The organism is Exiguobacterium sp. R-17 (assembly GCF_049913315.1).
Taxonomy (GTDB): Bacteria; Bacillota; Bacilli; order Exiguobacteriales; family Exiguobacteriaceae; genus Exiguobacterium_A.
In genome coordinates, this window is sequence record NZ_CP184372.1 from 1,978,514 (window position 1) to 2,003,818 (window position 25,305).

General features: G+C 44.7%; 27 protein-coding genes. 6 read left to right on the forward strand and 21 right to left on the reverse strand.

The genetic code is table 11. The annotated features are described in order from the left end of the window. Nucleotides 1-6: 6 nt before the first annotated feature. Nucleotides 7-459, reverse strand: coding sequence for a hypothetical protein (locus ACN9MT_RS10595; RefSeq protein WP_290751608.1), 453 nt, complete (start codon nt 457-459; stop codon nt 7-9). Between the two features lie 117 nt (nt 460-576). On the opposite strand from ACN9MT_RS10595, the gene ACN9MT_RS10600 reads away from it, so the two are divergent. Continuing rightward, nucleotides 577-780, forward strand: coding sequence for a YlaI family protein (locus ACN9MT_RS10600; protein WP_035406716.1), 204 nt, complete (start codon nt 577-579; stop codon nt 778-780). Between the two features lie 43 nt (nt 781-823). Here ACN9MT_RS10600 and ACN9MT_RS10605 read toward each other — a convergent pair whose 3' ends face one another. From ACN9MT_RS10605 to typA, 3 genes are all read right to left on the reverse strand, one after another. Further along, on the reverse strand, nt 824-1,918 hold the full coding sequence (locus ACN9MT_RS10605) for a PQQ-dependent sugar dehydrogenase (RefSeq protein WP_375091913.1): 1,095 nt from the start codon (nt 1,916-1,918) through the stop codon (nt 824-826). Between the two features lie 122 nt (nt 1,919-2,040). Further along, nucleotides 2,041-2,394 carry a YlaH-like family protein gene (locus tag ACN9MT_RS10610; protein ID WP_058264776.1) on the reverse strand — a complete coding sequence of 118 codons (354 nt, stop codon included), beginning with the start codon at nt 2,392-2,394 and terminating at the stop codon, nt 2,041-2,043. Between the two features lie 26 nt (nt 2,395-2,420). After that, nucleotides 2,421-4,268: a translational GTPase TypA gene (typA, locus tag ACN9MT_RS10615; RefSeq protein WP_035406711.1), complete on the reverse strand. Its 1,848-nt coding sequence runs from the start codon at nt 4,266-4,268 to the stop codon at nt 2,421-2,423. Nucleotides 4,269-4,452: 184 nt separating this feature from the next. Here typA and ACN9MT_RS10620 point away from each other — a divergent pair, with 184 nt between their 5' ends. Then, complete coding sequence (locus tag ACN9MT_RS10620) at nt 4,453-4,623, forward strand: DUF5325 family protein (RefSeq protein ID WP_162236131.1); 171 nt, start codon at nt 4,453-4,455, stop codon at nt 4,621-4,623. Between the two features lie 40 nt (nt 4,624-4,663). Here ACN9MT_RS10620 and ACN9MT_RS10625 read toward each other — a convergent pair whose 3' ends face one another. From ACN9MT_RS10625 to ACN9MT_RS10635, 3 genes are all read right to left on the reverse strand, one after another. Continuing rightward, nucleotides 4,664-5,449 carry an inositol monophosphatase family protein gene (locus ACN9MT_RS10625; protein WP_035406708.1) on the reverse strand — a complete coding sequence of 262 codons (786 nt, stop codon included), beginning with the start codon at nt 5,447-5,449 and terminating at the stop codon, nt 4,664-4,666. A gap of 124 nt (nt 5,450-5,573) precedes the next feature. Continuing rightward, the gene (locus ACN9MT_RS10630; RefSeq protein ID WP_023468845.1) at nt 5,574-5,762 is read right to left on the reverse strand and encodes a hypothetical protein; all 189 of its coding nucleotides are present in this window, start codon (nt 5,760-5,762) and stop codon (nt 5,574-5,576) included. 283 nt (nt 5,763-6,045) lie between these two features. Continuing rightward, nucleotides 6,046-6,318: a UPF0223 family protein gene (locus ACN9MT_RS10635; protein WP_035406705.1), complete on the reverse strand. Its 273-nt coding sequence runs from the start codon at nt 6,316-6,318 to the stop codon at nt 6,046-6,048. A 133-nt stretch (nt 6,319-6,451) separates the two neighbouring features. Here ACN9MT_RS10635 and ACN9MT_RS10640 point away from each other — a divergent pair, with 133 nt between their 5' ends. Then, nucleotides 6,452-7,939: an aminotransferase class I/II-fold pyridoxal phosphate-dependent enzyme gene (locus tag ACN9MT_RS10640; RefSeq protein ID WP_035406702.1), complete on the forward strand. Its 1,488-nt coding sequence runs from the start codon at nt 6,452-6,454 to the stop codon at nt 7,937-7,939. A 61-nt stretch (nt 7,940-8,000) separates the two neighbouring features. Here ACN9MT_RS10640 and ACN9MT_RS10645 read toward each other — a convergent pair whose 3' ends face one another. From ACN9MT_RS10645 to pdhA, 5 genes are all read right to left on the reverse strand, one after another. Continuing rightward, nucleotides 8,001-8,306: an SAV0927 family protein gene (locus ACN9MT_RS10645; protein WP_035406699.1), complete on the reverse strand. Its 306-nt coding sequence runs from the start codon at nt 8,304-8,306 to the stop codon at nt 8,001-8,003. Nucleotides 8,307-8,413: 107 nt separating this feature from the next. Continuing rightward, nucleotides 8,414-9,826 carry a dihydrolipoyl dehydrogenase gene (lpdA, locus tag ACN9MT_RS10650; protein ID WP_056062389.1) on the reverse strand — a complete coding sequence of 471 codons (1,413 nt, stop codon included), beginning with the start codon at nt 9,824-9,826 and terminating at the stop codon, nt 8,414-8,416. A gap of 3 nt (nt 9,827-9,829) precedes the next feature. After that, nucleotides 9,830-11,116: a dihydrolipoamide acetyltransferase family protein gene (locus ACN9MT_RS10655; RefSeq protein WP_035406694.1), complete on the reverse strand. Its 1,287-nt coding sequence runs from the start codon at nt 11,114-11,116 to the stop codon at nt 9,830-9,832. Nucleotides 11,117-11,217: 101 nt separating this feature from the next. Next, nucleotides 11,218-12,195, reverse strand: coding sequence for an alpha-ketoacid dehydrogenase subunit beta (locus ACN9MT_RS10660; protein ID WP_035406692.1), 978 nt, complete (start codon nt 12,193-12,195; stop codon nt 11,218-11,220). Between the two features lie 3 nt (nt 12,196-12,198). Continuing rightward, nucleotides 12,199-13,281 carry a pyruvate dehydrogenase (acetyl-transferring) E1 component subunit alpha gene (gene pdhA, locus ACN9MT_RS10665; protein ID WP_426272159.1) on the reverse strand — a complete coding sequence of 361 codons (1,083 nt, stop codon included), beginning with the start codon at nt 13,279-13,281 and terminating at the stop codon, nt 12,199-12,201. Nucleotides 13,282-13,658: 377 nt separating this feature from the next. On the opposite strand from pdhA, the gene def reads away from it, so the two are divergent. Then, complete coding sequence (def, locus tag ACN9MT_RS10670) at nt 13,659-14,198, forward strand: peptide deformylase (RefSeq protein WP_023468853.1); 540 nt, start codon at nt 13,659-13,661, stop codon at nt 14,196-14,198. Between the two features lie 46 nt (nt 14,199-14,244). On the opposite strand, the gene rnjA is transcribed toward def, so the two are convergent. Next, nucleotides 14,245-15,912 carry a ribonuclease J1 gene (rnjA, locus tag ACN9MT_RS10675; protein WP_035406688.1) on the reverse strand — a complete coding sequence of 556 codons (1,668 nt, stop codon included), beginning with the start codon at nt 15,910-15,912 and terminating at the stop codon, nt 14,245-14,247. After that, on the reverse strand, nt 15,909-16,124 hold the full coding sequence (locus ACN9MT_RS10680; protein WP_029342182.1) for a DNA-dependent RNA polymerase subunit epsilon: 216 nt from the start codon (nt 16,122-16,124) through the stop codon (nt 15,909-15,911). The genes rnjA and ACN9MT_RS10680 overlap by 4 nt, the downstream gene beginning before the upstream one ends. Nucleotides 16,125-16,297: 173 nt before the next feature. Here ACN9MT_RS10680 and ACN9MT_RS10685 point away from each other — a divergent pair, with 173 nt between their 5' ends. Then, complete coding sequence (locus ACN9MT_RS10685) at nt 16,298-17,074, forward strand: Cof-type HAD-IIB family hydrolase (RefSeq protein WP_035406686.1); 777 nt, start codon at nt 16,298-16,300, stop codon at nt 17,072-17,074. Between the two features lie 37 nt (nt 17,075-17,111). Here the strand turns inward: ACN9MT_RS10685 and ACN9MT_RS10690 are convergent, their stop codons facing one another. From ACN9MT_RS10690 to ACN9MT_RS10710, 5 genes are all read right to left on the reverse strand, one after another. Further along, nucleotides 17,112-17,780 carry a potassium channel family protein gene (locus ACN9MT_RS10690; RefSeq protein ID WP_035406684.1) on the reverse strand — a complete coding sequence of 223 codons (669 nt, stop codon included), beginning with the start codon at nt 17,778-17,780 and terminating at the stop codon, nt 17,112-17,114. 104 nt (nt 17,781-17,884) lie between these two features. Further along, nucleotides 17,885-18,907 (reverse strand): cytochrome d ubiquinol oxidase subunit II, encoded by a 1,023-nt coding sequence (locus tag ACN9MT_RS10695; RefSeq protein ID WP_035406681.1) that lies wholly within the window; start codon nt 18,905-18,907, stop codon nt 17,885-17,887. A gap of 12 nt (nt 18,908-18,919) precedes the next feature. Next, the gene (locus ACN9MT_RS10700; RefSeq protein ID WP_035406678.1) at nt 18,920-20,317 is read right to left on the reverse strand and encodes a cytochrome ubiquinol oxidase subunit I; all 1,398 of its coding nucleotides are present in this window, start codon (nt 20,315-20,317) and stop codon (nt 18,920-18,922) included. 234 nt (nt 20,318-20,551) lie between these two features. Then, nucleotides 20,552-21,664, reverse strand: a complete 1,113-nt coding sequence (locus ACN9MT_RS10705) for an N-acetyldiaminopimelate deacetylase (RefSeq protein WP_214854656.1) — start codon at nt 21,662-21,664, stop codon at nt 20,552-20,554. After that, a complete protein-coding gene (locus tag ACN9MT_RS10710) occupies nt 21,648-22,538 on the reverse strand; it encodes a LysR family transcriptional regulator (RefSeq protein ID WP_023468861.1) in 891 nt (296 codons plus the stop codon). The genes ACN9MT_RS10705 and ACN9MT_RS10710 overlap by 17 nt, the downstream gene beginning before the upstream one ends. A 65-nt stretch (nt 22,539-22,603) precedes the next feature. On the opposite strand from ACN9MT_RS10710, the gene ACN9MT_RS10715 reads away from it, so the two are divergent. Then, entirely contained in the window at nt 22,604-22,999 is a 396-nt protein-coding gene (locus tag ACN9MT_RS10715) for a disulfide bond formation protein B (protein WP_035406674.1), read from the forward strand. Nucleotides 23,000-23,068: 69 nt separating this feature from the next. Here the strand turns inward: ACN9MT_RS10715 and ACN9MT_RS10720 are convergent, their stop codons facing one another. Together ACN9MT_RS10720 and nadE are read right to left on the reverse strand one after the other, a co-directional pair. Beyond that, nucleotides 23,069-24,340, reverse strand: a complete 1,272-nt coding sequence (locus tag ACN9MT_RS10720; RefSeq protein ID WP_214854658.1) for an FAD-dependent oxidoreductase — start codon at nt 24,338-24,340, stop codon at nt 23,069-23,071. Between the two features lie 115 nt (nt 24,341-24,455). Then, nucleotides 24,456-25,274: an ammonia-dependent NAD(+) synthetase gene (gene nadE / locus ACN9MT_RS10725; RefSeq protein WP_035406669.1), complete on the reverse strand. Its 819-nt coding sequence runs from the start codon at nt 25,272-25,274 to the stop codon at nt 24,456-24,458. Between the last annotated feature and the right edge of the window lie 31 nt (nt 25,275-25,305).

Genomic DNA, 25,305 nt, shown 5'->3' on the forward strand with positions numbered 1-25,305 from the left:
TGAATGTTACGCTTTTAGGATGCGATGAACAAGTTGATCCAACCGTTCAGCTGCCTGTTCATCGTATGTTTTTTCAATGGTCGGTCGTTGTGTGACAGCTGCTCCGTAAAATAAGATGTCACGTACCTCTTCGACGCGCCCCTCATAAAAAGAGAGCGAAAGTGGAAGTGGTTCTTGCGGCGTAAACACCTTGACGTCCGTACACGTTAAGCTGTGTGTCGACTGCTCTGCAAAGAAGATCAAGGTGAAAACCGGATGTTCTCGTAACGTTTTGACGAGATGAGAATCTGCTTCGATCGCAAAACGAACCGTTTGTGAATCCTTCGCATATACCCAACTAATTGCATGTGTGATCGGCCAATGTTTGGATTGATCATGCGTGATCAAAAAAACAAGTGGTAATTGTGATAACGCATCTAGTTGATGTGAGCTGAGATGTTGCTCTACTTTATTTGCCATGACATCACCTCCTCTATGACTTAGTGATGATATTTCGAGATATACTTCTCGATTCCCTTTTTTACATCTGAATAATCTTCTAATATGATATACTAAGAAAAAAAGGGAGGACCCGACATGCGAGTGAAATGTACGATTTGCGATAAGCGTGAGACGATTGATGATTGGTCCTTCACGGCGAAGCGATTACGCAATAAACCAGTTCGTGTCCATCTATGTGATGAGTGTCGATCTCGCGTAGAAGAACGGACACTCGAACGCCATGCCTCTGGACAATTTCATTTATACCCTACTTGGGAAACAAAACGAAAACACTGGTAAATAAAAGGTCTGTGGGAAACTTCCCTGGCAGACCTTTTTTTGTTCACCGCTTGATTCGAACCAATCGATCATCCTCGGTCGACGGAGTCCCTCTACCATCTGTATTGTTCGTAATATAATAAATTGACGTCTCATCAATCCACACATCGCGAATCCGCCCTTGATTTTCGACAATCGTTTTGACCTGTTTCGTCTTTAGATTAATCGCTTGTAATCGTTGACCTACAAGTGTTGCAAAATACAACGTATCATCCGCTTCTGCAATCCCACTTGGTGCAACGGATCGCTCTCCCACTTCGTACCACGGTGTCACGAGTCCCTCTGCTTTCTCTGTTCCTTCAATCGTTGGCCATCCATAATTTTTTTGTTCAATTCGATTAATTTCATCGTGTCCACTTTGTCCGTGCTCACTTGCATACAGTTGGTCATCGACGAAAACAAGCCCTTGTGGATTTCGGTGACCAAGACTATAGACATAGCCTTTTTGATTCCCCTTGAACGGTTTTCCTTCAGGTGTGATGCGTAAAATTTTTCCTGCAAGTGAATCGATGTCTTGCGCCAGTTCAGGATTTGCTGCGTCTCCTGCTGTGACGTAGAGTGCACCTTCTGGACCCCACTCAAGTCGTCCTCCGTTGTGAATCGTCGCTCCCGGAATATCGTCGAGTAACACACGCTCTTCGACCCACTGATGGCCTTCCTCTTTGATTGCAATGACACGATTGGTCGCTTGATTTTGTTTTGCATACGTATGATAGACGTATGCCGTCTTATTGTTCTTAAAATCAGGGTCAAGTACCATACCGAGTAATCCACTTTCTCCTTCAGCAATTACATCTTTCTTCAGTTGCAAGCGCATCCTCTCATAATCACCTTGTTTTCCTTTGACGATTGTTCCTTCGCGCTCTGTAATATAAAAAGTCTCTCCTTCGCGAACGATATTCCATGGGGCGTTTAGCTCTTTAAATACGACTCCTTCTTGCGTTTGTGATGATTGCGTATCTTCTTGATTACCTGAATCCTGTTGATTGTTTTTTTGTGTCTTCTGATTGGTTTCCTTTGTTGACGATTCTTCTGACGTTTGTGTACAGCCGATCAGAATACCCGCTAACAGCAGGGGTATGACATACCTTATTTTCACTGTTTTCTCCCCCCTTTTAGTATCCCTGTTCCCGCTACGCTTTAAATCATGCATCTGAATTAGCACAAAAAAAGAACGAACCTCCGAAGAGATTCGTTCTTTTGATTCATGACATGCTTCCGTCAAGAAGCTGTCCGTTCACGTTCACGCTTGACCATCCACATCCGGAAGCGATAAATACCAAGTACGAAGACCATCGCAAGGAGTACTTCAGGAATCGGCCATGTCCAGAAGACAAGCGTCAATGCTGCCGAGAAGACAGCGAGCAACAGATAGACGATCAGTGATTTCCACCATGCTAGTTCCTTAGCAAATCCTAACTTAAAGACGACAAGCGTCAAGATGACGACGGTGATCATTAAAGGATAAAATCCCGTTTCGATGTTATTCGGATCACTTCCGACACCGAGAAGTTTCGCGATGAACGGAATATCGTATTTCGGAAAATCAGAAGCAACGGCAGCTTGTGCATTCATTGCCAATCCCCCTATTCGTTCAAGACTCAATCTTTACCTAGACGACGACGTTTTTCTTGCTTTTCACGTTCGTTTTTGTTCAAGACTTGTTTACGGAGACGAACCGATTGTGGTGTGATTTCACAGTACTCATCTTCATTCAAGAATGTCAACGACTCTTCAAGTGAGAAGACACGTGGACGTTTAAGAACGTTCGTTGAGTCTTTTGCAGATGCACGCATGTTCGTTAATTGTTTTGCTTTAACGACGTTGACAGCGAGATCGACATCACGGTTACATTCGCCGATGATCATACCTTCGTATACTTCAATACCAGGCTCGATGAAGATCGTTCCGCGGTCTTCAAGAGCTGAGATCGCGTAAGCAGTTGCTTTACCCGTTTCGATTGAGACCATAACACCACTACGACGTCCACCGATATCCGCTTGGATGAACGGACGGTATTCTTCGAACGTGTGGTTCATGATTCCGTATCCGCGTGTAGCAGAAAGGAATTCGTTACGGTAACCAATCAAACCACGTGAAGGAACGATGAATTCCATTTTCGTTTGACCGTTGTCCATTGTTTGCATGTTCGTCAATTCACCTTTACGGAGACCAATCGATTCCATGACAGAACCTGTGTACTCTTCTGGTGTATCGATGACGACGCGTTCGAATGGCTCGACTTTGACACCTTCTTCTTCTTTGATGATAACTTGCGGTTTAGATACTTGGATTTCGTATCCTTCACGGCGCATGTTCTCGATCAAGATCCCGAGGTGAAGCTCCCCACGACCAGAAACGATCCAGCGGTCCGGTGAATCCGTGTTTTCGATACGGAGTGAAACATCCGTCTCAAGTTCTTTTTCAAGACGCTCTTCGATTTTACGTGAAGTAACAAGATCCCCTTCACGACCAGCGAATGGCGAGTTATTGACGATGAATGTCATTTGAAGCGTTGGCTCATCGATACGTAATAATGGGAGTGGATCAACGTGTGAAGTTGGGCAAACTGTTTCACCGACATTGATGTCTTCCATACCAGCGATCGCAATCAAGTCTCCTGCTTTTGCAGTTTCGATTTCGACACGTTTTAGACCGAAGTAACCGAACAACTTCGTGACACGGAAGTTCTTCGTTGAACCGTCAAGTTTTGAAAGTGAAACGCTATCGCCAACTTTGATTTCGCCACGGAAGACACGACCAACACCGATCCGTCCGAGGTAGTTATCATAGTCAAGCATCGTAACTTGGAACTGAAGTGGCTCCATTGTGTTATCGACAGGTGCTGGTGTATGCTCAAGAATTAAATCAAGAACGTTCGTGATTGTATCTTCTTGTTTATCTAATTCAGGTTCGAATGAACTTGAGCCGTTGACTGCCGATGCATAAACGACTGGGAATTCGAGTTGATCTTCGTCAGCTCCGAGGTCGATCAAGAGATCCACGACTTCGTCGACGACTTCAAGAGGACGGACCATCGGTTTGTCGATTTTGTTGACGACGACAATTGGTTGAAGTCCTTGCTCGAGTGCTTTTTTCAAAACGAAACGTGTTTGTGGCATACAGCCTTCACGTGCATCGACAACGAGGATGACGCCATCCACCATACGCATGATTCGCTCAACTTCTCCACCGAAATCGGCGTGTCCTGGCGTATCAACGATGTTGATGCGTGTGTTTTTGTAGTCGATTGCAGTGTTTTTCGCAAGAATCGTGATTCCACGTTCCCGCTCGATGTCATTTGAGTCCATTGCGCGTTCTTCGACTTGTTCGTTCGTACGGAACGTACCAGACTGTTTTAAAAGCTCATCGACTAATGTTGTTTTACCATGGTCAACGTGAGCGATGATCGCAACGTTGCGTAAATCATTTCGTACTAATGTTGTCATAGGTGTGTACCTCTTTCTATTCATTTAAATAAATCTTATCATACTTTCGGTCAACTTTAAGAGTATAGCACAGGTAGAGTCCTAATTGGCAATGACTAAGATTCGACATCATCTCGAAAGCCTTTTCATTATTCTTCATTCACGCTACACTGTTAACGTACTCACGGGTAGAGGGGGAAAAAACATGCGTCTACTATTTTTGTTACTTGCCATGCTTGCAGTAGGATCCATGGCAGGCATCGGCATTTTCATCGCGGAACAAAACGTACCGATGACGATCGCCTCTGTCGTCTTGATGATAGTTGCGATGGGTGCCGGATTCGTTTTAAAGGCACGTTTGCGCAAACAAACATGACTGAGAAGGTTCCTTTCGTTTAAAACGAAAGGACCTTTTTTCAATCCTCTTGTGTTTGTACGAACGTCAATACATCTTCAACAAATGTCTGGCTCCCTGCTAATACACTCGTTTGCTCGAGAAACGACATCGGCTCTCCGGTAATCGTCCCGACACGTCCACCAAGCTCTTCAATCAATAATTGACCGGCTGCATAATCCCAAGGCATGTTACGCATCGTGATATATCCATCAACGCGTCCGGCAGCCGTCCATGCGAGTTCAAGGGAAGCTGCACCAATCGCTCGTACACCTACTGCGTGTCGCACGAGCGGAGCAAGACGATCCGTGTTAATTCGACGGTTCGGCGTCACCCAGGTAGCATTCATACAGATGATCGCTTCCTTAACGCTCCGTTCTGTCAGTTGAGGTAACCGAATACCGTTTTGATAAGCCCCTTGTCCTTTGATAACATGAAATAGCTCGTCAGCCATGACATCATAAACAAATCCGTACCGTAATTCCCCTTCCATCATGATCGCAATTGAGATGGCGAACATTCGCTTTTGACGGATGAAGTTCATCGTTCCGTCGATCGGATCAACGAACCAAATCGTACCTTCGAGTGTATCGGGTCGAGCGATGCGCCCCTCTTCACCATAAATATGATGATCCGGATAGCGATCTAGAATACCTTTAATCAATAAATCCTCGACGGCTTGATCAATCTCCGTCACTAAATCACTTTTTCCGGTTTTCTGTTCAATGTGATACGACACATCAATCTTTTCGCGAATGTATTTCCCTGCTCGCTTGATCAAGTCTATCGCATCCAACTCGATTTGCATCTTCCTTCACTCCTTCATCATCGTTTCCAGCTTCTTCTATAGTAACAAAAAAAGAAAACCAGCGAACGATTCGCTGGTTGAAGTGGTGATATTTTATTATAAGGTAGAGAAAAGGACGTTGAAATCAAGCTTCAAGACGTACCATCTCTTGACGATATTTTTCGAGGCGCTCTTTACTTGCACCAACAGCTTCTGCGTCACTTGCCACCATCGCATCATGTAATGTAGCAAGCTCATAGTCGATTTCGAGACGCAATACAGGAATGCGTTTTTCTGCATCTTTTCTCTTGTATGCTTCTATCACTTGTTTCACAGTAACCACACTCCTTCGCGGGATAAACAGAAGTTTAATTTGTCAGACAATTGCGACTTATCAGTGGATTGAATCAATAATAGTACGATTCAACTTAGATGTAAAGCATCTAATTTTAAAAAATACAGTTTCACATATTTGTAAGGATAACGTCTTGTATGTAGTATATAGCCGCTTCCCTTCCACTTTAAACAAATGATGATCATTTTCCGCACATTTCCAGTCCGTATAAAAGATAAGACTCCTATACGATCGCATAGGAGTCTTATCTTTTATGATGTCATTATTTTTTCATGCGCACGATTGGATCTTCTTGGCGTTTTGCCTGTTGCATCGTCCGATAACTTGAGCAACCTGTCTCTTCCATATAAAACTGATCCCACTGTTTTTCCTCGGATTTCGAGGTGACGATTTGCTTAAATTCCCGATATGCCTCGAGCAAACGTTGTCGTTCTACACCTGATTCATACGCTTGTTCGACTAAATTGAAAAAGTCGATGACTTTCACAATTTCTTCCGTCGACCAATCGGAATTGAGCGGATAATTCAATGCCATCATTCCCACTTCCTTTCTGCACTTTTCTATTTTACACGGAAAAGAAGCATAAAACAGTTGCAACCGTCCGAAAACTTGTTATAGTTAGCTTGTTTGATTGTATTTTTATTCGGTTTTAAGGGGGGGAAATCTGGTGCAAACAAAAAGCTTAACACAGCTCGATACACCTTTATTCGATGCGCTACTCGCGCATGCGAAACGTCAACCAATTCAATTTCATATTCCCGGTCATAAAAATGGTCAAGGAATGGATCCAGCCTTTCGATCGTTCATCGGTCAGAATGCGCTCGATATCGATTTAATCAATATCGCTCCCCTTGATGATCTTCATCATCCAAAGGCAATCATTAAGGAAGCTCATCAATTGGCAGCTCAAGCCTTCCATGCCGACGAAACGTTCTTTTCCGTACAAGGAACGTCAACCGCAATCATGGCAATGATCATGAGCGTCGTCGGACCTGATGATAAAATTCTCGTTCCTCGAAATGTTCATAAATCGGTGATGTCAGCTATCGTTCTTTCTGGTGCGCACCCGATTTTCATTCATCCTGAATTCGATGAGACATTTGGTATCGCACACGGTATCACACCAAGCGCGGTAGAACGTGCCCTTGCACTTCATCCTGATACAAAGGCAGTGCTCGTCATCAACCCGACCTATTTCGGCGTTGCTGGCGACTTGGAGAGCATCGTCAAACTTTCCCATAGTAAGGGTATTCCGGTACTCGTCGACGAAGCACACGGCGTCCATATCGCCTTCCACGAAGATATGCCATTATCTGCAATGCAAGCAGGAGCTGATCTCGCAGCAACGAGTGTCCATAAACTCGGTGGATCACTCACTGGAAGCTCTGTTTTAAACGTTCGCCGGGGTCTTGTCTCTCCGGATAAGGTTCAAGCGGTACTCTCGATGTTGACGACGACTTCAACATCCTATCTACTGCTTGCTTCTCTTGACTGCGCACGGCGCCATCTTGCAATCAACGGTGAAGCGATGAATCGTCGGGCACTCGAACTCGCGACACGGATGCGTTTCGGATTAGCGAAGCTTCCTTATCTCGCCGTTTTCGGCGAATCCGATCTTCATTCAAGTGCGACGTTCGCTTTTGATCCAACGAAAGTGCTCGTTTCCGTTAAGGGACTTGGTATTTCTGGTCACCTTGTCGAAGAGTTTTTGCGTGAAGAACATCGGATCGAAGTTGAACTTTCTGATTTAAATAATATCCTTGTCATCATCACTTCTGGTGACTCGGAAGAGACAATCGATGCATTCCTACATGCGATGTCTTTACTTGTTGCACGCTATCAGAATAATGGCGCTGAAACGACTGATCACTCAATCGTCCTTCCAGACATTCCAGCGCTCGCTCTCAGCCCACGTGATGCTTTCTATGAAGAAACAGAGACAATTCCGTTAGTCGATGCGGTCGGACGGATTTCAGCTGAATTCATGATGGTGTATCCTCCTGGTATTCCCATCTTTATTCCTGGCGAAATGATCACGGCAGACAATCTTGCCTATATTAAAGAAAACATTGAAGCTGGTCTTCCGGTTCAAGGTCTTGAGGATCATTCGCTCGAGACGATCAAAGTCATTCAGCAATCGAATGCAATTCGGTGAAGACAAAACAAAGCAGTAATCCTTACTAGATGAGGATTACTGCTTTTTTAATTGGATCGTTTCATTCTGCATATTCATCGTTTGGCGAACAAGGAATGAATGCCGCTAATGCTTCACCAATTAATGCAACATCCTCTTGCTCAATTGCAAAAGTACGAGCTAAAACTTCTCCATTTAACACATCCTGTTGATCAAATAACGCTGACTGACCACCGGTTAAACTAACGACGAGTACTTTCCCAAAAAATTGTCCTGTACAGATGACAGCGAAATCATAGCGAGCGAATGCGGTCGTCCAGCCTACAAAGCGAACCTTATCCATCTCTGATACGTAATACAGCTCCTCTAAGGCAGTCACGGATTCCATATGCGTCCACCCTCTCCATTTTTTATTCTTTTCCTTTTTTGAATCAAGACAAAACAAAAAAAACACCTCATACACGGTCGGCTCCCCGTGCATGAGGTGTTTCGGAATTATTTAATGATATGGATCGGGCTACCGATTGCAACTTCAGCAGTTTCCATTGCGATTTCACCAAGTGATGGGTGCGCGTGGATTGTGAGTGCGATATCTTCAGCTGTCATACCAGACTCGATTGCGAGTCCCATTTCAGCGATCATATCAGAAGCGCCTGTACCAGCGATTTGCGCGCCGATCAAGAGACCATCTGATTTACGAGTAATCATTTTCAAGAAGCCGTCTGGCTCGTTGAGTGCAAGTGCACGACCATTCGCAGCGTAAGGGAATTTAGACGCGACATAGTCGAGTCCTTCTTCTTTCGCTTGTGCTTCCGTGTAACCGACTGTAGCGAGTTCTGGGTCTGTGAAGACGACCGCTGGAATCGCGCTGTAGTCGAGGTATGCAGGGTGTCCTGCAGCTGCTTCAGCAGCGATTTTAGCTTCGAATGAAGCTTTGTGCGCAAGTGGTGGTCCTGGAACGATATCACCGATTGCGTAAATGTTTTCGTTTGAAGTACGGCACTGATCGTCGATTTCAACAAGACCACGGTCGCTGACTTTGACTTCTGCCATTTCAAGACCAAGATCACTTGTGTTAGGACGACGACCAACAGTGACGAGGACGTAGTCCGCTTCAACTGTTTGTGCTTCACCGTTGACTTCGAATGTTACTTTAACACCATCTTCTGACTCTTCCACACTTTGTGCAAGTGCTTCGTTGTGGATCGTGATGTTACCTTTTTGTTTGAGCTTTTTCTTGACGACTTGTGTCATAGCAGGCTCGAAACCAGAAAGGATGTCTTTTGTTCCTTCAAGAATGACGACTTCTGTATCGAAGTTCGCATACGCTGTACCAAGCTCCATCCCGATGTATCCGCCACCGATGACGATGAGTTTTTTCGGGATTTCAGGAAGGTTCAATGCGCCTGTTGAAGAAAGAACGCGTTTTGACCATTTGAAAGCTGGAAGTTCGATTGGAGTCGAACCAGTCGCGATGATACATTTCTTGAATTTGTAAGGAGTCGAAGAATCTTCGTTGATGATACGAACTGTATCTTCTGATTGGAAGTAAGCTTCCCCAACGACAGTCTCGACTTTGTTGCCTTTAAGAAGACCACTAACGCCGCCAGTCAATTTGTTGACGACAGATTGTTTCCAAGATTGAACTTTCGAGAAATCGACAGTTGCATTCTCAGAAGTGATCCCCATATCGCTTGAACCTTTAGCGTGCTGGAAGTTATGTCCTGCAGTGATCAAGGCTTTTGATGGGATACATCCTACGTTTAAGCAGACACCGCCGACGTTTTCACGTTCAACGATTGTTACTTTCATACCAAGTTGCGCGCCGCGGATTGCAGCAACGTAACCACCAGGGCCAGCCCCGATTACGAGTAAATCTGTTTCTTGTGCGAATTCACCTACTACCATTGCTTATCCCTCCATGATGAGAAGTTGTGGGTCGTTCAATAGGCGTTTAACTAAGTTAAGCGCGTTTTGTGCAGTTGCACCATCGATGAGACGGTGGTCGAAGCTGAATGAAAGTGCAAGAACTGGTGCAGCAACGATTTCGCCGTTTTTGACGACCGCTTTTTCAGCGATACGACCGATACCGAGGATTGCAACTTCTGGGTGGTTGATGACTGGTGTGAACCATTGACCGCCAGCAGAACCGATGTTAGTGATCGTGATTGATCCGCCTTTCATCTCGTCTCCAGAAAGTTTTCCGTCACGTGCTTTACCAGCAAGGTCATTGATGTTGTCAGCAAGTGCGAAGATCGATTTACGATCTGCATCTTTGACGACTGGTACGACAAGACCGTTGTCTGTATCAGCAGCAATACCGATGTTGAAGTAGTTTTTGTAGACGATTTCTTCGTTTACATCGTCGATTGATGCGTTGATTGCCGGGTATTTTTTAGCAGCAGCAGTCAATGCTTTTACGACGAACGGAAGGTAAGTCAATTTCGTACCTTGAGCAGCCGCAACTTCTTTGAAGTTTTTACGGAGTGCAACGAGGTTCGTAACGTCCACTTCGTCCATGAGTGTTACGTGTGGAGCTGTATGTTTCGAATTAACCATTGCTTTCGAAATCGCTTTACGGATTCCTTTGATTTTCTCGCGTGTTTCAAGTTCAGGTTGAGCAGCAACGTATGGCTTCACTTCTGTTTTTGGTGCAGAAGCAGCTGGTGCTTTTTCTTCAGTTGCTGGTGCATCAGAAGTTTGTCCACCGTTTGCGAATGCATCGATGTCTTCTTTAACGACACGACCGTTGTCTCCAGAACCTTGGACTTCACGGATGTCGACACCTTTTTCACGTGCATATTTACGGACAGATGGCATCGCGATGACGCGTTCTGATTTATGGATTTGAACCTCGTTTGGTTTGTCTTCCACTTTTTGATCCGTATCTTGAACGTCTTTCGCATTTTCTTCAGCTTTTGGTTGCTCTGCTTCTTCAGAAGGAGCAGAACCTTCGCCTTCGACTTCGAAAGTGATGAGGACGTCGCCAACGACAGCTACGACACCTTCGTCAACTTTTACTTCTTTAACAGTACCATCAACTGGCGATGGAATTTCAACGACTGCTTTATCGTTTTGTACTTCAAGAAGAACATCATCTTCTTTGACAGTGTCGCCCGCTTTTACGAACCACTTTACGATTTCACCTTCATGAATACCCTCACCGATATCCGGCAATTTGAATTCAAATAAACCCATTTGAATATGCCTCCTTTTAGTTCACTCTTCTAGTCGATTGTTATCTGTAAAAACGGAAGCAAGGAGAGAATGTACCCCTCTCCTTATTTTCCGAAATGCTCTTAGAAATTGTAGACAGTCTTGACTTTCTCGACGATATCTTTGTGATCCGGGATCCAGACGTCTTCACCTTGTGCGAATGGGAAGATCGTATCTGGAGCAGCAACACGAAGAATCGGTGCTTCGAGGTCAAGGATTGCACGTTCTTGGATTTCAGTTGCAACCATTGCAGCGATACCCGCTTGTTTTTGTGCTTCTTGAACGACGACGACACGGTTTGTTTTCTTGACAGAAGCAAGAATCGTATCGATATCGATCGGGCTGATCGTCATCAAGTCGATGATTTCGACGCTGATGTTTTCTTTTTCGAGCTCTTCTGCTGCTTTAAGTGAAGCGTGCACCATCGCACCGTAAGTGACGATTGTTACATCTGTACCTTCACGTTTTACATCAGCTTTTCCGAGTTCGATCGTGTAATCGCCCTCTGGCACTTCACCGCGGAATGAACGGTAGAGTTTCATGTGCTCGAGGAATACGACTGGGTCGTTATCACGGATTGACGCGATCAAGAGACCTTTTGCATCGTATGGTGTTGAAGGAATGACAACTTTAAGTCCTGGTGACTGAGCCATGAGTCCTTCGAGGTTATCTGCGTGAAGTTCCGGTGTTTTAACACCGCCACCGAATGGTGAACGGATTGTTACAGGTGCATTGTATGTGCCACCTGAACGGTAACGGAGACGCGCGAGTTGTGCTGCAACTGAATCGAATACTTCGAATACGAATCCGAAGAATTGGATTTCCATGATTGGACGGAATCCTGTCAGACTGAATCCGACAGCAAGACCACCAATACCTGATTCCGCAAGTGGTGTATCGAAGACACGGTCTTCGCCGAGCTCATCTTGAAGACCTTCTGTCGCACGGAATACCCCACCGTTTTTACCGACGTCTTCACCGAACAAGAGAACTTGTTCGTCGCGTTTCATCTCGACGCGCATTGCGTCAGTGATCGCTTGGATCATCGTCATTTGTGCCATGGGTTATTTCGACTCCTTTGCTGTATACTCATCAAGCTGCTCTTGCAGGTTTAGTGGAAGCTTTTCAGCCATCACGTTGATGAAATCTGTAACTTTTTGTTTTGGTTCTTTGTCAGCTTGTGCAAGTGCTTCCTTAACGTCAGCTTTAGCTTGCTCGATGACTTCGTTCTCTTTATCTTCGTTCCAAAGACCTTTTGCTTCCATGAAAGCACGGAAACGGACGAGTGGATCTTGTGCTTGATACTCATCATCCATGTCTTTTGTACGGTAACGTGTTGGATCATCACCAGCGAGTGTGTGTGGTCCATAACGGTAAGTCAATGTTTCAATCAATGTCGGAACACCGTTAAGTGCTTCTACGCGTGCTTGTTTCGTAGCTGCGTATACAGCAAGAACGTCCATACCGTCGACTTGGATACCATTGATACCAGCAGCGACAGCTTTTTGAGCGATTGTTTTCGCCATAGATTGTTTTTCGACAGGTGTCGAGATTGCGAAACGGTTGTTTTGAACGACGAAGATTGCAGGTGCTTTGAAAGCTCCAGCGAAGTTCATACCTTCATAGAAGTCCCCTTGTGAAGAACCACCATCACCTGTGTAAGTGATCGCTACTTGTTCTTTACCGCTTTTCTTAAGACCGAGAGCAACACCAGCCGCTTGAACGATCTGCGCACCGATGATGATTTGTGGCATTAAGACGTTAACACCTTCAGGGATCTTACCACCTGTGATGTGACCACGTGAGAACAAGAATGCTTTGTAAAGTGGGAAGCCATGGAAGACCATTTGTGGAATATCACGGTATCCAGGAAGAATCCAGTCATCTTTATCCAAAGCGAATTGCGTACCGATCATTGACGCTTCTTGTCCAGCTACTGGAGCGTAGAAACCAAGACGTCCTTGACGGTTAAGTGAGATTGCACGTTGGTCCCAGATACGTGTGTATACGAGACGGCGCATTAATTCCGTAAGCTCTTCATCCGAGAGGTCTGGCATAGCGTCTTTATTGACGACTTCACCTTTCTCGTCAAGAATGCGGAACGTTTCAAAGTTTTCTTCCACGTTTTTAAACATGTTTACGTTCATCTTTTCACCTCATCCTTTCACTGCGTTCAGCGAAATATTCCTCTGACTGATTTGCCCACATGACAATAGTGTCCAAAAAACGAAGTCCCGTGTGACTATCCTTTGAACATGTGTCTGTGTACCTATTCAGTTGAGTAAACTGTATTATCATGAATCGACACGTTATAGTGTCTTGTTCATTACGTTACAAGTATAAATCTGTAACACCTTAAAATCAAAGGAAATGTTTTATTTTTTTCGCGTTTCACATTGTGAATTCAATCACAAAACTAGAATATTCCATCTTCTGTATCATTCGATATTTTCCTACTGTGTTAGTTGTCATCATTCCCCACTTTCCTATGCTATACTTTTTGTAGACGAAAGGAGTGTTGTTCATGATCACCATGAATGAAATCGTACGCGAAGACGTTCCTGCTCTTCACGAACGGTCAGTAGAAGTGACCTTCCCTCTCAGCGACGAGGATAAGGAAACGATGCGACTCATGCGCGAGTTCCTCGCCAACAGTCAAGATGATGAAATTGCGAAGAAATATGACCTACGAAGCGGCATTGGACTTGCAGCACCACAAATCGGTGTCAACAAGCGCATGTTCGCGATCCGCTTACCGGATGGTGACGATTTATTGGAATTCGGTATTTATAATCCAAAAATCATCAGTCATTCCGTCGAGCAGACGTATTTAACAGGCGGCGAAGGATGTTTGTCCGTCGACCGTGAAGTCGAAGGACATGTACCGCGCTATATGCGTATTACCCTAACTGGCATCGATCATAACGGAAATCCGGTAAAATTACGTTTAAAAGGGATGAAAGCAATCGTCTGTCAACACGAATATGATCATTTAGATGGTGTCATGTTCTATGATCGGATCGATAAAAAAGAACCATTCAAGGAATATGGTCCTGCCACATAATACAAAAATCCTCGTTTCCGTTTCCGGAAACGAGGATTTTTTCGAATCAGACTTCCATGATGATCGGCATGACCATCGGATGACGTTGTGTTTTTTCAGTTAAATACGGTGTGAGCGTATCATTGATGACTTGTTTGATGTCCGTCCATTTCGTGTTACGGTTCGCAAGCGATTGATCAAGCGAACGCTTAAGTAGACGTTCAGCATCTTTAATCAAATTACCTGACTCACGCATGTAGACGAAACCACGCGAGATGATATCCGGTCCTGAGACGAGACGATTCGTTTTAGAGTCAAGCGTCACGACAACGACGACAAGTCCCTCTTCTGAGAGAATACGGCGGTCTCGTAAGACGATGTTACCGATATCACCGATTCCTTTTCCATCGACATAAACGGCATTCGCTTGAATCTTCCCAGTGATAGCGGCTGCATTCGCATCTAATGCCAGTACTTCACCGTTATCCATGACGAAGCAGTTCTCTTCCGGTACACCAGCGTCCATCGCAAGCGACATATGCTTCTTCAGCATCCGGTATTCCCCGTGAATCGGCATGAAGTATTTCGGATTCAATAGACGTAACATGAGCAACTGCTCTTGTTGACTACCGTGACCTGATGTATGGATGTCATTTAATTTACCGTACATGACATCCGCGCCAGCTTTGTACAACTGGTTGATCGTCTTTCCGACTGAGACGACGTTCCCCGGGATAGGTGACGAAGAGAAGATGACGAGATCATCTGGAATGATTGAAATTTGACGGTGTGTTCCGTTTGCGATACGGCTAAGGGCCGCCATCGGTTCTCCTTGTGAACCGGTACAAAGGATCGTCAACTCGTTTGATTTATAACGCTTCATCTCGTTCGGCTCGATGATCGTACCCTTCGGCGCCTTGATGAAGTCAAGTTCTTGACCAATCATCATGACCTTATCCATGCTACGTCCGAAAACGACGATTTTTCGTCCTGCTTCAACAGAAGCATTGACGACTTGTTGGAGACGATAGATGTTCGATGCGAATGTCGCGAAAATGATTCGTCCTTCCGCCTTACGGAAGATGTCTGAAATCGTTTCCCCAACGACACGTTCGCTCATCGTAAAACCTTCCACTTCAGCGTTCGTAGAATCCGATAAGAGGCACAAGACGCCTTCCTTACCAAGTTCAGCCATTTTCGCTAAATCAGCAGGTTCTCCGACCGGTGTGAAATCGAACTTAAAGTCCCCTGTATGCACGATATTGCCTTGTGGTGTCTTGACGACGACACCGAACGAGTTCGGAATCGAGTGTGTCGTACGGAAGAACGAGATACTCGTCTTCCGAAACTTGATGATCGAATCTTCATCGATTTCATGAAGTTCTGCATTCCGAAGCAAACCGTGTTCTTCTAGTTTGACTTTAATGAGACCCATTGCAATTTTTCCAGCGTAAATCGGTAAGTTTACTTGTTTAAGCAAGAAAGGAAGACCGCCAATATGGTCTTCGTGACCGTGCGTGATGAAGACCCCTTTGACCTTATCTTTGTTCTTGATTAAATAAGTGTAGTCCGGAATGACATAGTCGATTCCGAGTAATTCATCCTCAGGGAACATGACACCTGCGTCGATGACGATGATTTCATCTTGGAATTGAACGACATACGTGTTCTTTCCGATTTCCCCGAGTCCACCGAGTGCGAAGACGGCGGCTTGATGGTTTTTGACGAACTTCATTCGAACGTCGCAACCTTGAAGTCAGGATGTTGTTGTTCGTATGTCAAAAATTCTCCACTAACTTCGCGGATGAACTCAATGTTGATCTCTTTGAGGTGGTCAATCGTTGATCGCACGTCACGAATGCTTTCCCCTTCTACATACATCGTTTCTGTCCGTTCACGAACAGGTGCTTCCGAACGAAGCGGTTGGTAAAATACTTTAAAAATCATGTCTAGCAACTCCTTATCAGTACATTGTTTTTTGTCCTTAGTACAGTATACACGATACATGGACTATTTTTCATCCTTATTCCGCATGTTCCCTTCCGGCAACACGCTTTTGGTTATGCTATACTTTCACATGAACAGGTCATTTCGACCAATTAAAAAGAGAAGGTGAAACCATGGCAAATCAGAAAGTCGTCTTTTTCGATATCGACGGAACCTTATTGCATGATGGTCATTTCGTTCCGGAATCAACAAAACAGGCAATTCGTCAACTTCAAGAAAACGGTGTATATGTAGCGCTCGCGACTGGACGCGGTCCCGCAATGTTATCTGGGATTCGTGAGTTGCTCAACATTGATACGATCATCGGTTACAACGGGCAAATTGTCGTTCATCAAAACGAAATCATCTACAAACGTCCACAACCTAAAGTCGATCTGACACATTTGACGCAACAAGCAAAGGAAAACGGACATACGCTTGTCTATCTTGGCGAAACAAAAGGTTTTACAACGAAATCAAATGATTTTCATGTCGTTGATTCGCTCGGAGATCTCGACATGCCGTTACCGCTTCACGATGAAGAAGCCTTCTTGTCTCACGATGTGTTTCAAACGCTTGTCTACTGCACGGCAGAAGAAGAAGCAGATTACATCAAACGTTACGATGCTTTTGATTTCATTCGCTGGCATCCCCATGCGATGGATGTCATCAACGTCGGGTCCTCGAAAGCAGAAGGCATCAAACAGTTCTTGAAATTGACAAACATTCGCCGCGAGGATACCTTCGCTTTTGGAGATGCTCTCAATGACCTTGAAATGCTACGCTATGTCGGAACCGGTATTGCAATGGGCAACGGACTTCCGGAAACAAAAGCCGCTGCCGATTATGTCACGAAACCTATTCTTGAAGACGGTATCGCACATGGACTTAAAGAATTCCAACTCATCTAATAGATAGATGTAAAGCTGAGGCATGCCTCAGCTTTTTTTAGTTCTTTACTTTATGAATCGCGCGTTCTAAGCGATCAAGATCTTCGTTCTCACCAATGACGACGAGATAATCGCCTTTTTCGATGACTTCATCTGCCTGCAAGGAGATCATGACATTTTCACCCCGTTTGATGGCGACAACATTTGCTCCATATTTACTTCGTAAGTCGAGATCAATCAAGGTTTGTTTTGCCATCCGATCACTGACTTTAATCTCAACGATTGAGAATTCTTGTGATAAGTCTAAGTAGTCAAGGATATTCGAACTCATCAATCCGTTCGCAATCCGAACCCCCATATCCCGCTCAGGGTGAACGATGAAATCCGCTCCAATTTTTCGCAATACTTTTTCATGGTAATCATTCGTTGCTTTGACGGTGATCGATTGCACACCGAGCTCTTTTAAAATCAACGTCGTCAAGATAGACGCTTGAATGTTTTCCCCAATAGCGACGATGACATGATCAAAGTTTCGAATCCCCAAACTTTTTAAAACGTTCTCATCGGTCGTATCGGCAATGACAGAATGTGTCGCAATCCCCATGAATTCGTTGACACGTTCCTCATCGGAATCAATTGCCAAGACATCATAGCCGTTTTTCGATAATTCGCGGACAATCGAGCCACCAAAACGCCCTAGTCCGATTACTGCAAACTCTCCATTCATTTTCACAACTCTCCTTCACAATCGCTCTTCATTAGTAGTGTACCCGATTCAATTTAAAAATACTATAAACGCCTCTGCGAATCGCAGAGGCGTTTATCCATTCATTATTTTGATGATTTTCCACGTACATAATCGTTATCGAACAAGAAGAGCCGTAAAATCAAATACAACGCCGGAATTAAGAGTAAAAGTCCGAAGATGAAAACGACGACGAGTGCGGAAGCCATCGTTTCGTTTACGACTGCTTTGTTGATATCGATATATGGATACAAGATATACGGCAAGTGTGTATATCCGTAACCAAACCACGCGACTGCATACTGTAACATGACCGCGACGAACGCGATGCCATAGTTTTTCTTCATATAGACGAGTGTCACGGCAATGAGGAAAAATAAGAAACTAGCAGCGAACCACCACCAGTTGCCGTTTAGGATATTTTCATAATGCCATGCCGCTTGGTTCTTCAGTCCAAAGAAGACGAGCGCACAGACGAGGATTGTTGGTCCACTCCAAAAGAGTGCCCATTTCCGAATAAGCGGCGTAGCTCCCTCATCTTTCGCTTTATCCGCGTAGAATAAGAGGAACATCGCGCTGATGTATAAGACAGATACGATAGCGAGCGCTACGACCGTCCACGAGTAAAAGTTCGAAAATAATTTCGTTCCTAAAAACTCAACTGTATCATTCGTTTTGCGGATGAAACCACCTTGACTGATTGTCAATGTCGTCGACATCGCAGCAGGAATCAGCAACCCTGTCGCTCCATATAAAAATGTGTAGAACATGCTGTCGTTTGATCCATAATTGGCGAACGCATAAAAGCTACCACGAATCGCAATCAAGACAAGAACAATTGACGCTGGTACGAGTAGTGCCGTACCGAAATAATAAGCGGAGTCTGGGAAGAACCCAACTAGTCCTACGAAGAAGAATACGAAGAAGACATTCGTTACCTCCCAAACAGGAGAGAGGTAACGAAGAATCAATCGATTCGTCAGATGATCCCGCTTCGTATATTTTGAATAAAAGGCGTAAAATCCAGCACCGAAGTCAATTGAGGCAACGATGAGATATCCGTACAGGAAAGTCCAAAGGACCGTGATCCCTAGTGTTTGAACGTCCAAATCGTTCCCTCCTTACTTGTTATCATCCACGAACATTGCTTCACCGCGTGCATGGTGGTTTTCAGCAAGTTCTTGAAGTTCTTTTCCAACCGTGTTTTTCTTAAACATGCGTAATAAGACGACCGTACAAATCGTACCAAGCAACAAGTACAATGCACTGAATAAAATGAGCATCGGACCAACCGCTGTTGAAGTCGTCGCCGCGTCCGCTGTTCGCATGATACCGTAAAGCGTCCAAGGTTGACGACCAATCTCAGCGTACATCCATCCCGCTTCGATTGAAATCATCGCTAACGGACCACCGATGAACACCCCTCGTAAAATCCACTTATTATATGGATTCAATTTTTTCAATCGGAATGCCAAGATGAACAAAGCAGAGATAGCAGTCAAGTACATCCCGATCGATACCATGATATCAAAGAAATAGTGGACGATCAGTGGTGCTTGATCTTCTTTTGCGAATTCGTTTAAACCGATGACTTCCGTATTCGGAGCCCCACCTGCAAGAATTGAGAGCGCATATGGGATTTTGACGGCTCCTTTGATTTCATAACTGCCGTCTTCTTGCTGATCAAGTATCCCACCAAAAATCAATTCTGCTTCATTTGTCGTATCAAAATGCCATTCCGCAGCTGCTAGTTTTTCTGGCTGGTATTTCGCTAAATATTTCCCTGAGAAGTCACCGACAAGTGCTGTCGAGAACGCGAAAATCAGACCAGCCATGACAGTGAGACGAAGAGCTTTCTTATGATATGCCGTCTCTGCTGCTGAGAGTGTCTTTTTGCGAAGCAAATGGAACGCCGCGATTGCTGCCAAGATAAAGGCAACAGTCAAGTAAGCTGAAACGATGACGTGTGTCGCCTTCGTCGGTGTCGCTGTATTAAACATTGCTTTTAATGGTTCGATTTGCGTTAACGTACCATTGACGATCTTAAATCCTTCTGGTGAGTTCATGAAGGAGTTGACTGTCGTGATGAAGAACGCTGATGCTGTCGCACCAATGACGACTGGAATCCCAATCAACCAGTGCAACCATGGATTTTTGAACCGGTCCCACGTATACAAGTAAATACCAAGGAAAATCGCTTCAAAGAAGAACGCGAACGTTTCCATAAATAGTGGCAAAGCAATTGTTTGACCCGCTACTTGCATGAGTGACGGCCAAAGTAATGATAGTTGCAAGCCGATTGCCGTCCCTGTTACGACACCGACTGCTACGGTAACGACGTATCCACGCGTCCACCGTCTTGCTAATAAGATATAATCTGGATCTTTGCGTTTCAGACCGATGAATTCAGCTGCCAGTACCATGAGCGGTACTCCGACACCAATCGTCGCGAAAATAATATGAAACGCTAGTGTGAGCCCTGTCAATAATCGACTGAGCACTACGGGATCATTGAACATGTATTTAGCCCCCTCTTCCTAAAACATACTTCTCTATATGGTCTATAACCGTATCATAGAGAACATAACCCTTTGTGTCTGTTTATAATGTTTGATGTAACAAATTGTTCACATATACACGTGATTTTTTTCACAAAATGTTCGAAAACTCTTATTCCTACATATATTAAAAACTTTCCCATTCCTGAATTCGAAAGGGAAAGCTTTATATCCTTTATTATTTCATAAAAATTTTTAAACATACTCTCGGAAATAATGGTCAAGTAAATCAATGACAAAAGAAATGGCTGATTCATCCGGGTTTAATGTTGGTTGATGCAAACCAGATGTCGGATTATCGACGCCGAGCCAGAACATCATCCCTGGGATCTCTTTCAGCATGAAACCAAAATCTTCCCCTGTCATCGCCGCGTCACATTCGATATAGTTGGCATTCATCTTTACGAATGATGAGAATTTATCCACGATTTGCCGGTCGTTGACGACTTCATAATAGCGATTACCGAATTGCAGATCGATTTTAACACCAAACGAAGCTTCGATTCCTCGAATGATGTCACGGACACGACGTTCGAGTTTTTCCATGTCTTCGCCGTTTAGCGCACGCATCGTTCCGTCAAGAACCGCTCTACCGGCAATGACATTCTCACGAATACCTGCATCCACTTTCCCAATCGTGATGACACTACAATTCATCGGATTAATGGATCGACTGACGATCGTTTGCAATTGCATGATCAAGGCTGCTTGCGCAACAACTGTATCAATCGTCAAATGAGGAAAAGCCGCATGACCACTTTGACCATAGATCGTGATATGAACTTCTCGAGCACTCGCGAACAGTACGCCTGGACGACTAGCAATCGTACCGACTGGATATTCCGGTGCAACGTGAAGACCATACATCTCACTCGGACGATATTTTTCAAACAATGGACTTTTAATCATCGGCTCCGCCCCGCCCGGTCCTTCTTCTGCCGGTTGGAATAAAAAGACGACATCATCCATGACTGGTAGTTCAACGATCCGTTTCATCAACCCTAAAGCAATCGAGGCATGCATGTCATGACCACACGCATGCATGAACCCTGGGTGTTCTGAGCAATACGGAAGCCCTGTCGCTTCTTCAATCGGTAACCCATCAATATCTGCGCGATACCCGATCGTTCGGTTTCCAGTCAATCCTTTCACTCGAACGAAAACACCTGTTTCAAATGTGTCATATGTGACACGATCTGGCGGATATGCACGAATTTGTTCCAATATAAAAGCTTGCGTCTTAAATTCCTTGAACCCTGGTTCCGGTATTTTATGAAGCGCGCGCCGCATCTCAATGGCGTATTCCATCTGACTGACTTCCTCCTTCTTCTTTTACGATGTCCCAAAAAGCTTGGACTTGTTTTAATTCAAGCATCGATTCCGTGGACAAGATCCAAGTATCTCGCTTCAGTACTTTTCCGGATGATGTCTTCAACGGAAGCTGCATGACTTCATTCGATTGCTGAATCGTCGACTCAGGTAAGATAGCAAAACCGATGCCATGTAACGCCATCTGTTTGCATGTCTCGATTTGGTCGACGACCAAAGTCCGAGAGGGTGGACTTGCGAACCGATCTTGCCACCACTCTAAAATTTCTTGATAGTACGTCGAATCACTTTTGAACTGGATGAACGGGCGATCCGTCACACGCAATTGTTCAATCGACGTCAACTCACTATCAACTAGATAGAGCGGGTCTGAGAAAAGGCGCTCTTTAACACCTTTCCAGTCCGGGTTTCCACGAATGATCCCGATATGAAAGTGTTCCTCTAACATATGACGCATCATCTCACTTGACCATCCGGTGACCAACTGGACACGCACATGCGGATAACGCTCGACGAATCGTTTTAAGACACGCGGGAGCCAGTATTGTCCCATGATGGAGGCGACAGCAATCCGAAGCGTTCCGTAAACGGCACCCTCTTCTGCCGTCAATTCACTTTTTAGTTCGAGTTCCTTCCGATTCATCTCTTTTGCGAGACCAATCACTTTTTCTCCTTGCGGTGTGATGCTTAAGCCACGCGATGAACGAATGAATAGTTTGGTTCCCCAGCGTCTCTCAATCGCAACAAGACGTTGACTAAGCGCAGGTTGTGAAACGAATAATCGTTCAGCAGCTCGCCTCATATTCAATTCTTCCGATAAAGTGATCAACATTTCCATTTCCGACACTTGCAATGTGAGATTCGACTCCTCATGATATAAGATGGCATTAGTTTAACACGTTAGAAAGGACGATACATATGACACGCTATCATTTTATGTTCATCATCTCAACGATTGCAACGCTTGGCAGTCTCTATTTTAGTGAAATTCGTGGATTCATTCCCTGCCCTCTCTGTTGGTGGCAACGACTATTCATGTATACGACAGCCTTTTATTTGCTCATATCCTTGTTCCGGTCAAAAACGATCGATCCACTCTTTGTACGCCTATATGTGCTTGCCGGCTTTGGTGTCGCCTTGTACCATGTCATCCTTGAGCGTTTACCCGATGGCGAAGCGTTATGTTCGAGTGGCTGTCTCATCAAATGGGTCAACTATTTCGGTTTCTTGACGATTCCGATGATGAGTCTCATTGCCTTTACATTACTATTAATTCTGGCGTTCTATCCAGCACGTTCGAACAATGAAGCGTAAGATATGAATCTTTGGTCAATACAAAGAAGGAGAAGTCAATTCGGCTTCTCCTTCTTTCGTCATTTTACATCACGTCCATCGATTGAAAACACTTACGGCGCTTGAGAACGCAAGCTCTGAGAGTTGTCCCGTCCCTTCACACCAGTCTCCGACGAAAGCGACACCTGCATGTCCCGGAATTTGAGTCGCAAGAGGACCTTGCCCCATTTTCCATTTGATTTCTTGTACGACTGCTCGTTTAATCGTTCGTTCTGCAACGATACGTTCTCTCCAGTCTGTGAAATGAACGTCAAGCATCTGTTCGATTCCCTTTCGAACATGTCCGATATAATCAGGATCCTCAAGTCGATCGTGTTCAAGATAAGCGATTGCTTGAAGGACTTGACCATCCTTTGGTGCGAGGCTTGCATCATAATGCGATAAATCCGTGATGAACGCTCGATGCGAACGGTCGTAGATGTATGAATACGGTGTTTGGATATAAGGCTGAAGTCCGAGATCATACACGAAAACTTCGACGGGTTCATGACTCGCATGCGGTGTCACGAATTTTTGGATCGTCGTTGGAGTCGCCATTTTTAAGATTTCACGTGGTGGTACGGCAAAGATGATCCGTTCCACATTCCATTCTTGTTTTTTTCGATCACGTACCAAGAATCCTGTCGTAGTCAATTCGACTGCTGTTATTTTTGTTTTTTTCAAGATCTCTCCGCGGTTCTCTAGGATGATCCGTTCCAATTCCTGTACTAACCCTTGCCAACCCCCTTCGATGTATGAGACAGGCTTTCGCGTCCGAAAAAGCTTTTGATAATACTCGAAATAGACATCTGATGGAATTTTTTCTGGTTCTGCCGTAAAAAAATTCGTTGATGCCAAATCAAGCATCAACTGTGCCACTTGTTCATCGACGCGTTCTGTTTTTAACCATTGCCCGATGGATTGTTGCGGATTCCCTCGTTCGACTCGTAAAATCGTTTTAATAATCTCCCATGTAAAACGTACTTTGTTCGTTCCTTCGATGACTTCTGTTTTCAGTAGTCCCCAGGCATTCGCAGGAACAGCCGTCAAATGACCTGAAAACTCATATTTCGCACGACTCGCTGAAAAATCAAGCCACGTCACTTCGATACCGAGTTGTTTCGTTAATTTGCGAAGAATTGATTGATCGCGTCCATAAATCGCATGGGCACCGTAATTAAATGTAAAGCCCTTTACGGTTTGAGAGGTGGCACGTCCTCCGAGTAATCCAGCATCCCAGAGCGTGACCGGTGTTCCTTGTTTTGCAAATAACGCCGCTGCTGTCAATCCGGATAACCCTCCACCTATGATCCCAATCGTCATACTCTCGCCTCCTCAACCATCGTTTCTCTTCTTTTCCCATAACGACCGGAGAAGAATCGAAGAACATGAAAAAAGACATGATTTCAATCATGAAATCATATCTCCTTATTTTTGATTATGCTTTCCACCATTCATCAAGTGGTGAGACGGGCATATGATGCTTATGTCCAACACGTTTATACTGCGTCTCTAACTTTTCTTGACTTGCTTCTGAAATCGACTTACCTTCCAAATAATCATCAATTTCTTCGTATGTCATTCCGAGTGCCACTTCGTCTGGTAGTGCCGGACGATTTTCTTCAAGGTCTGCTGTCGGAACTTTTTCAATCAAGACTTCTGGGGCGTTCAAGTAACGTAAGAGTTGTTTCCCTTGCCGTTTATTCAGTCCCGTTAATGGTGTTAAATCACATGCACCATCCCCATGTTTCGTGTAGAATCCCGTCACGAATTCGGCTGCATGATCCGTTCCAACGACTAAACAGCCATAATGAGCGGCTAAATCATATTGACTCTTCATTCGTTCTCGCGCTTTCGTATTTCCTTTGCTAAAGTCTGAAAGTTCTGCACCTGTCGCCTCTTCGAATGCCCGCATCGATGCTTCGACCGCTGGTTTGATATTCACACGAAGCGAATGATCCGGTTGAATAAAAGTCAAGGCTGCCTGTGCGTCTGCTTCATCTTGTTGTTCACCGTAAGGCAAGCGGACCGCATAAAATGAGACATCTTGTCCCTCTTCTTTTCGCAACTCTTCAACTGCTAGTTGGCATAGACGACCTGCGAGCGTTGAATCTTGTCCCCCGGAGATGCCTAATACGAATCCCTTCGCCCCTGTATGCTTGAGATACGCCTTCAAGAAGGCTACCCGCTCGTTTACTTCTTGGGCTGGATCAATGATAGGTTTAACGCCTGTTACTTGGATGATTTCTTGTTGCATGAATAAATTCACTCCTTCACATCGTTTTGAT

Excerpts from the sequence above, each read along its gene's own strand:
- ACN9MT_RS10655 (WP_035406694.1), bottom strand. The coding sequence starts at position 11,116 with ATGGGTTTATTTGAATTCAAATTGCCGGATATCGGTGAGGGTATTCAT.
- ACN9MT_RS10705 (WP_214854656.1), bottom strand. The coding sequence starts at position 21,664 with ATGGAATACGCCATTGAGATGCGGCGCGCGCTTCATAAAATACCGGAA.
- ACN9MT_RS10610 (WP_058264776.1), bottom strand. The coding sequence starts at position 2,394 with ATGAATGCACAAGCTGCCGTTGCTTCTGATTTTCCGAAATACGATATT.
- ACN9MT_RS10720 (WP_214854658.1), bottom strand. The coding sequence starts at position 24,340 with ATGACGATTGGGATCATAGGTGGAGGGTTATCCGGATTGACAGCAGCG.
- ACN9MT_RS10635 (WP_035406705.1), bottom strand. The coding sequence starts at position 6,318 with ATGGCATTGAATTATCCGCTCAATTCCGATTGGTCGACGGAAGAAATT.
- ACN9MT_RS10700 (WP_035406678.1), bottom strand. The coding sequence starts at position 20,317 with ATGTTCAATGATCCCGTAGTGCTCAGTCGATTATTGACAGGGCTCACA.
- def (WP_023468853.1), top strand. The coding sequence starts at position 13,659 with ATGATCACCATGAATGAAATCGTACGCGAAGACGTTCCTGCTCTTCAC.
- ACN9MT_RS10595 (WP_290751608.1), bottom strand. The coding sequence starts at position 459 with ATGGCAAATAAAGTAGAGCAACATCTCAGCTCACATCAACTAGATGCG.
- typA (WP_035406711.1), bottom strand. The coding sequence starts at position 4,268 with ATGACAACATTAGTACGAAATGATTTACGCAACGTTGCGATCATCGCT.
- ACN9MT_RS10660 (WP_035406692.1), bottom strand. The coding sequence starts at position 12,195 with ATGGCACAAATGACGATGATCCAAGCGATCACTGACGCAATGCGCGTC.
- ACN9MT_RS10680 (WP_029342182.1), bottom strand. The coding sequence starts at position 16,124 with ATGATTTTTAAAGTATTTTACCAACCGCTTCGTTCGGAAGCACCTGTT.
- ACN9MT_RS10715 (WP_035406674.1), top strand. The coding sequence starts at position 22,604 with ATGACACGCTATCATTTTATGTTCATCATCTCAACGATTGCAACGCTT.
- ACN9MT_RS10690 (WP_035406684.1), bottom strand. The coding sequence starts at position 17,780 with ATGAATGGAGAGTTTGCAGTAATCGGACTAGGGCGTTTTGGTGGCTCG.
- ACN9MT_RS10620 (WP_162236131.1), top strand. The coding sequence starts at position 4,453 with ATGCGTCTACTATTTTTGTTACTTGCCATGCTTGCAGTAGGATCCATG.
- ACN9MT_RS10625 (WP_035406708.1), bottom strand. The coding sequence starts at position 5,449 with ATGCAAATCGAGTTGGATGCGATAGACTTGATCAAGCGAGCAGGGAAA.
- rnjA (WP_035406688.1), bottom strand. The coding sequence starts at position 15,912 with ATGAAGTTCGTCAAAAACCATCAAGCCGCCGTCTTCGCACTCGGTGGA.
- nadE (WP_035406669.1), bottom strand. The coding sequence starts at position 25,274 with ATGCAACAAGAAATCATCCAAGTAACAGGCGTTAAACCTATCATTGAT.
- pdhA (WP_426272159.1), bottom strand. The coding sequence starts at position 13,281 with ATGAACGTAAACATGTTTAAAAACGTGGAAGAAAACTTTGAAACGTTC.
- ACN9MT_RS10685 (WP_035406686.1), top strand. The coding sequence starts at position 16,298 with ATGGCAAATCAGAAAGTCGTCTTTTTCGATATCGACGGAACCTTATTG.
- ACN9MT_RS10600 (WP_035406716.1), top strand. The coding sequence starts at position 577 with ATGCGAGTGAAATGTACGATTTGCGATAAGCGTGAGACGATTGATGAT.
- lpdA (WP_056062389.1), bottom strand. The coding sequence starts at position 9,826 with ATGGTAGTAGGTGAATTCGCACAAGAAACAGATTTACTCGTAATCGGG.
- ACN9MT_RS10645 (WP_035406699.1), bottom strand. The coding sequence starts at position 8,306 with ATGGAATCCGTGACTGCCTTAGAGGAGCTGTATTACGTATCAGAGATG.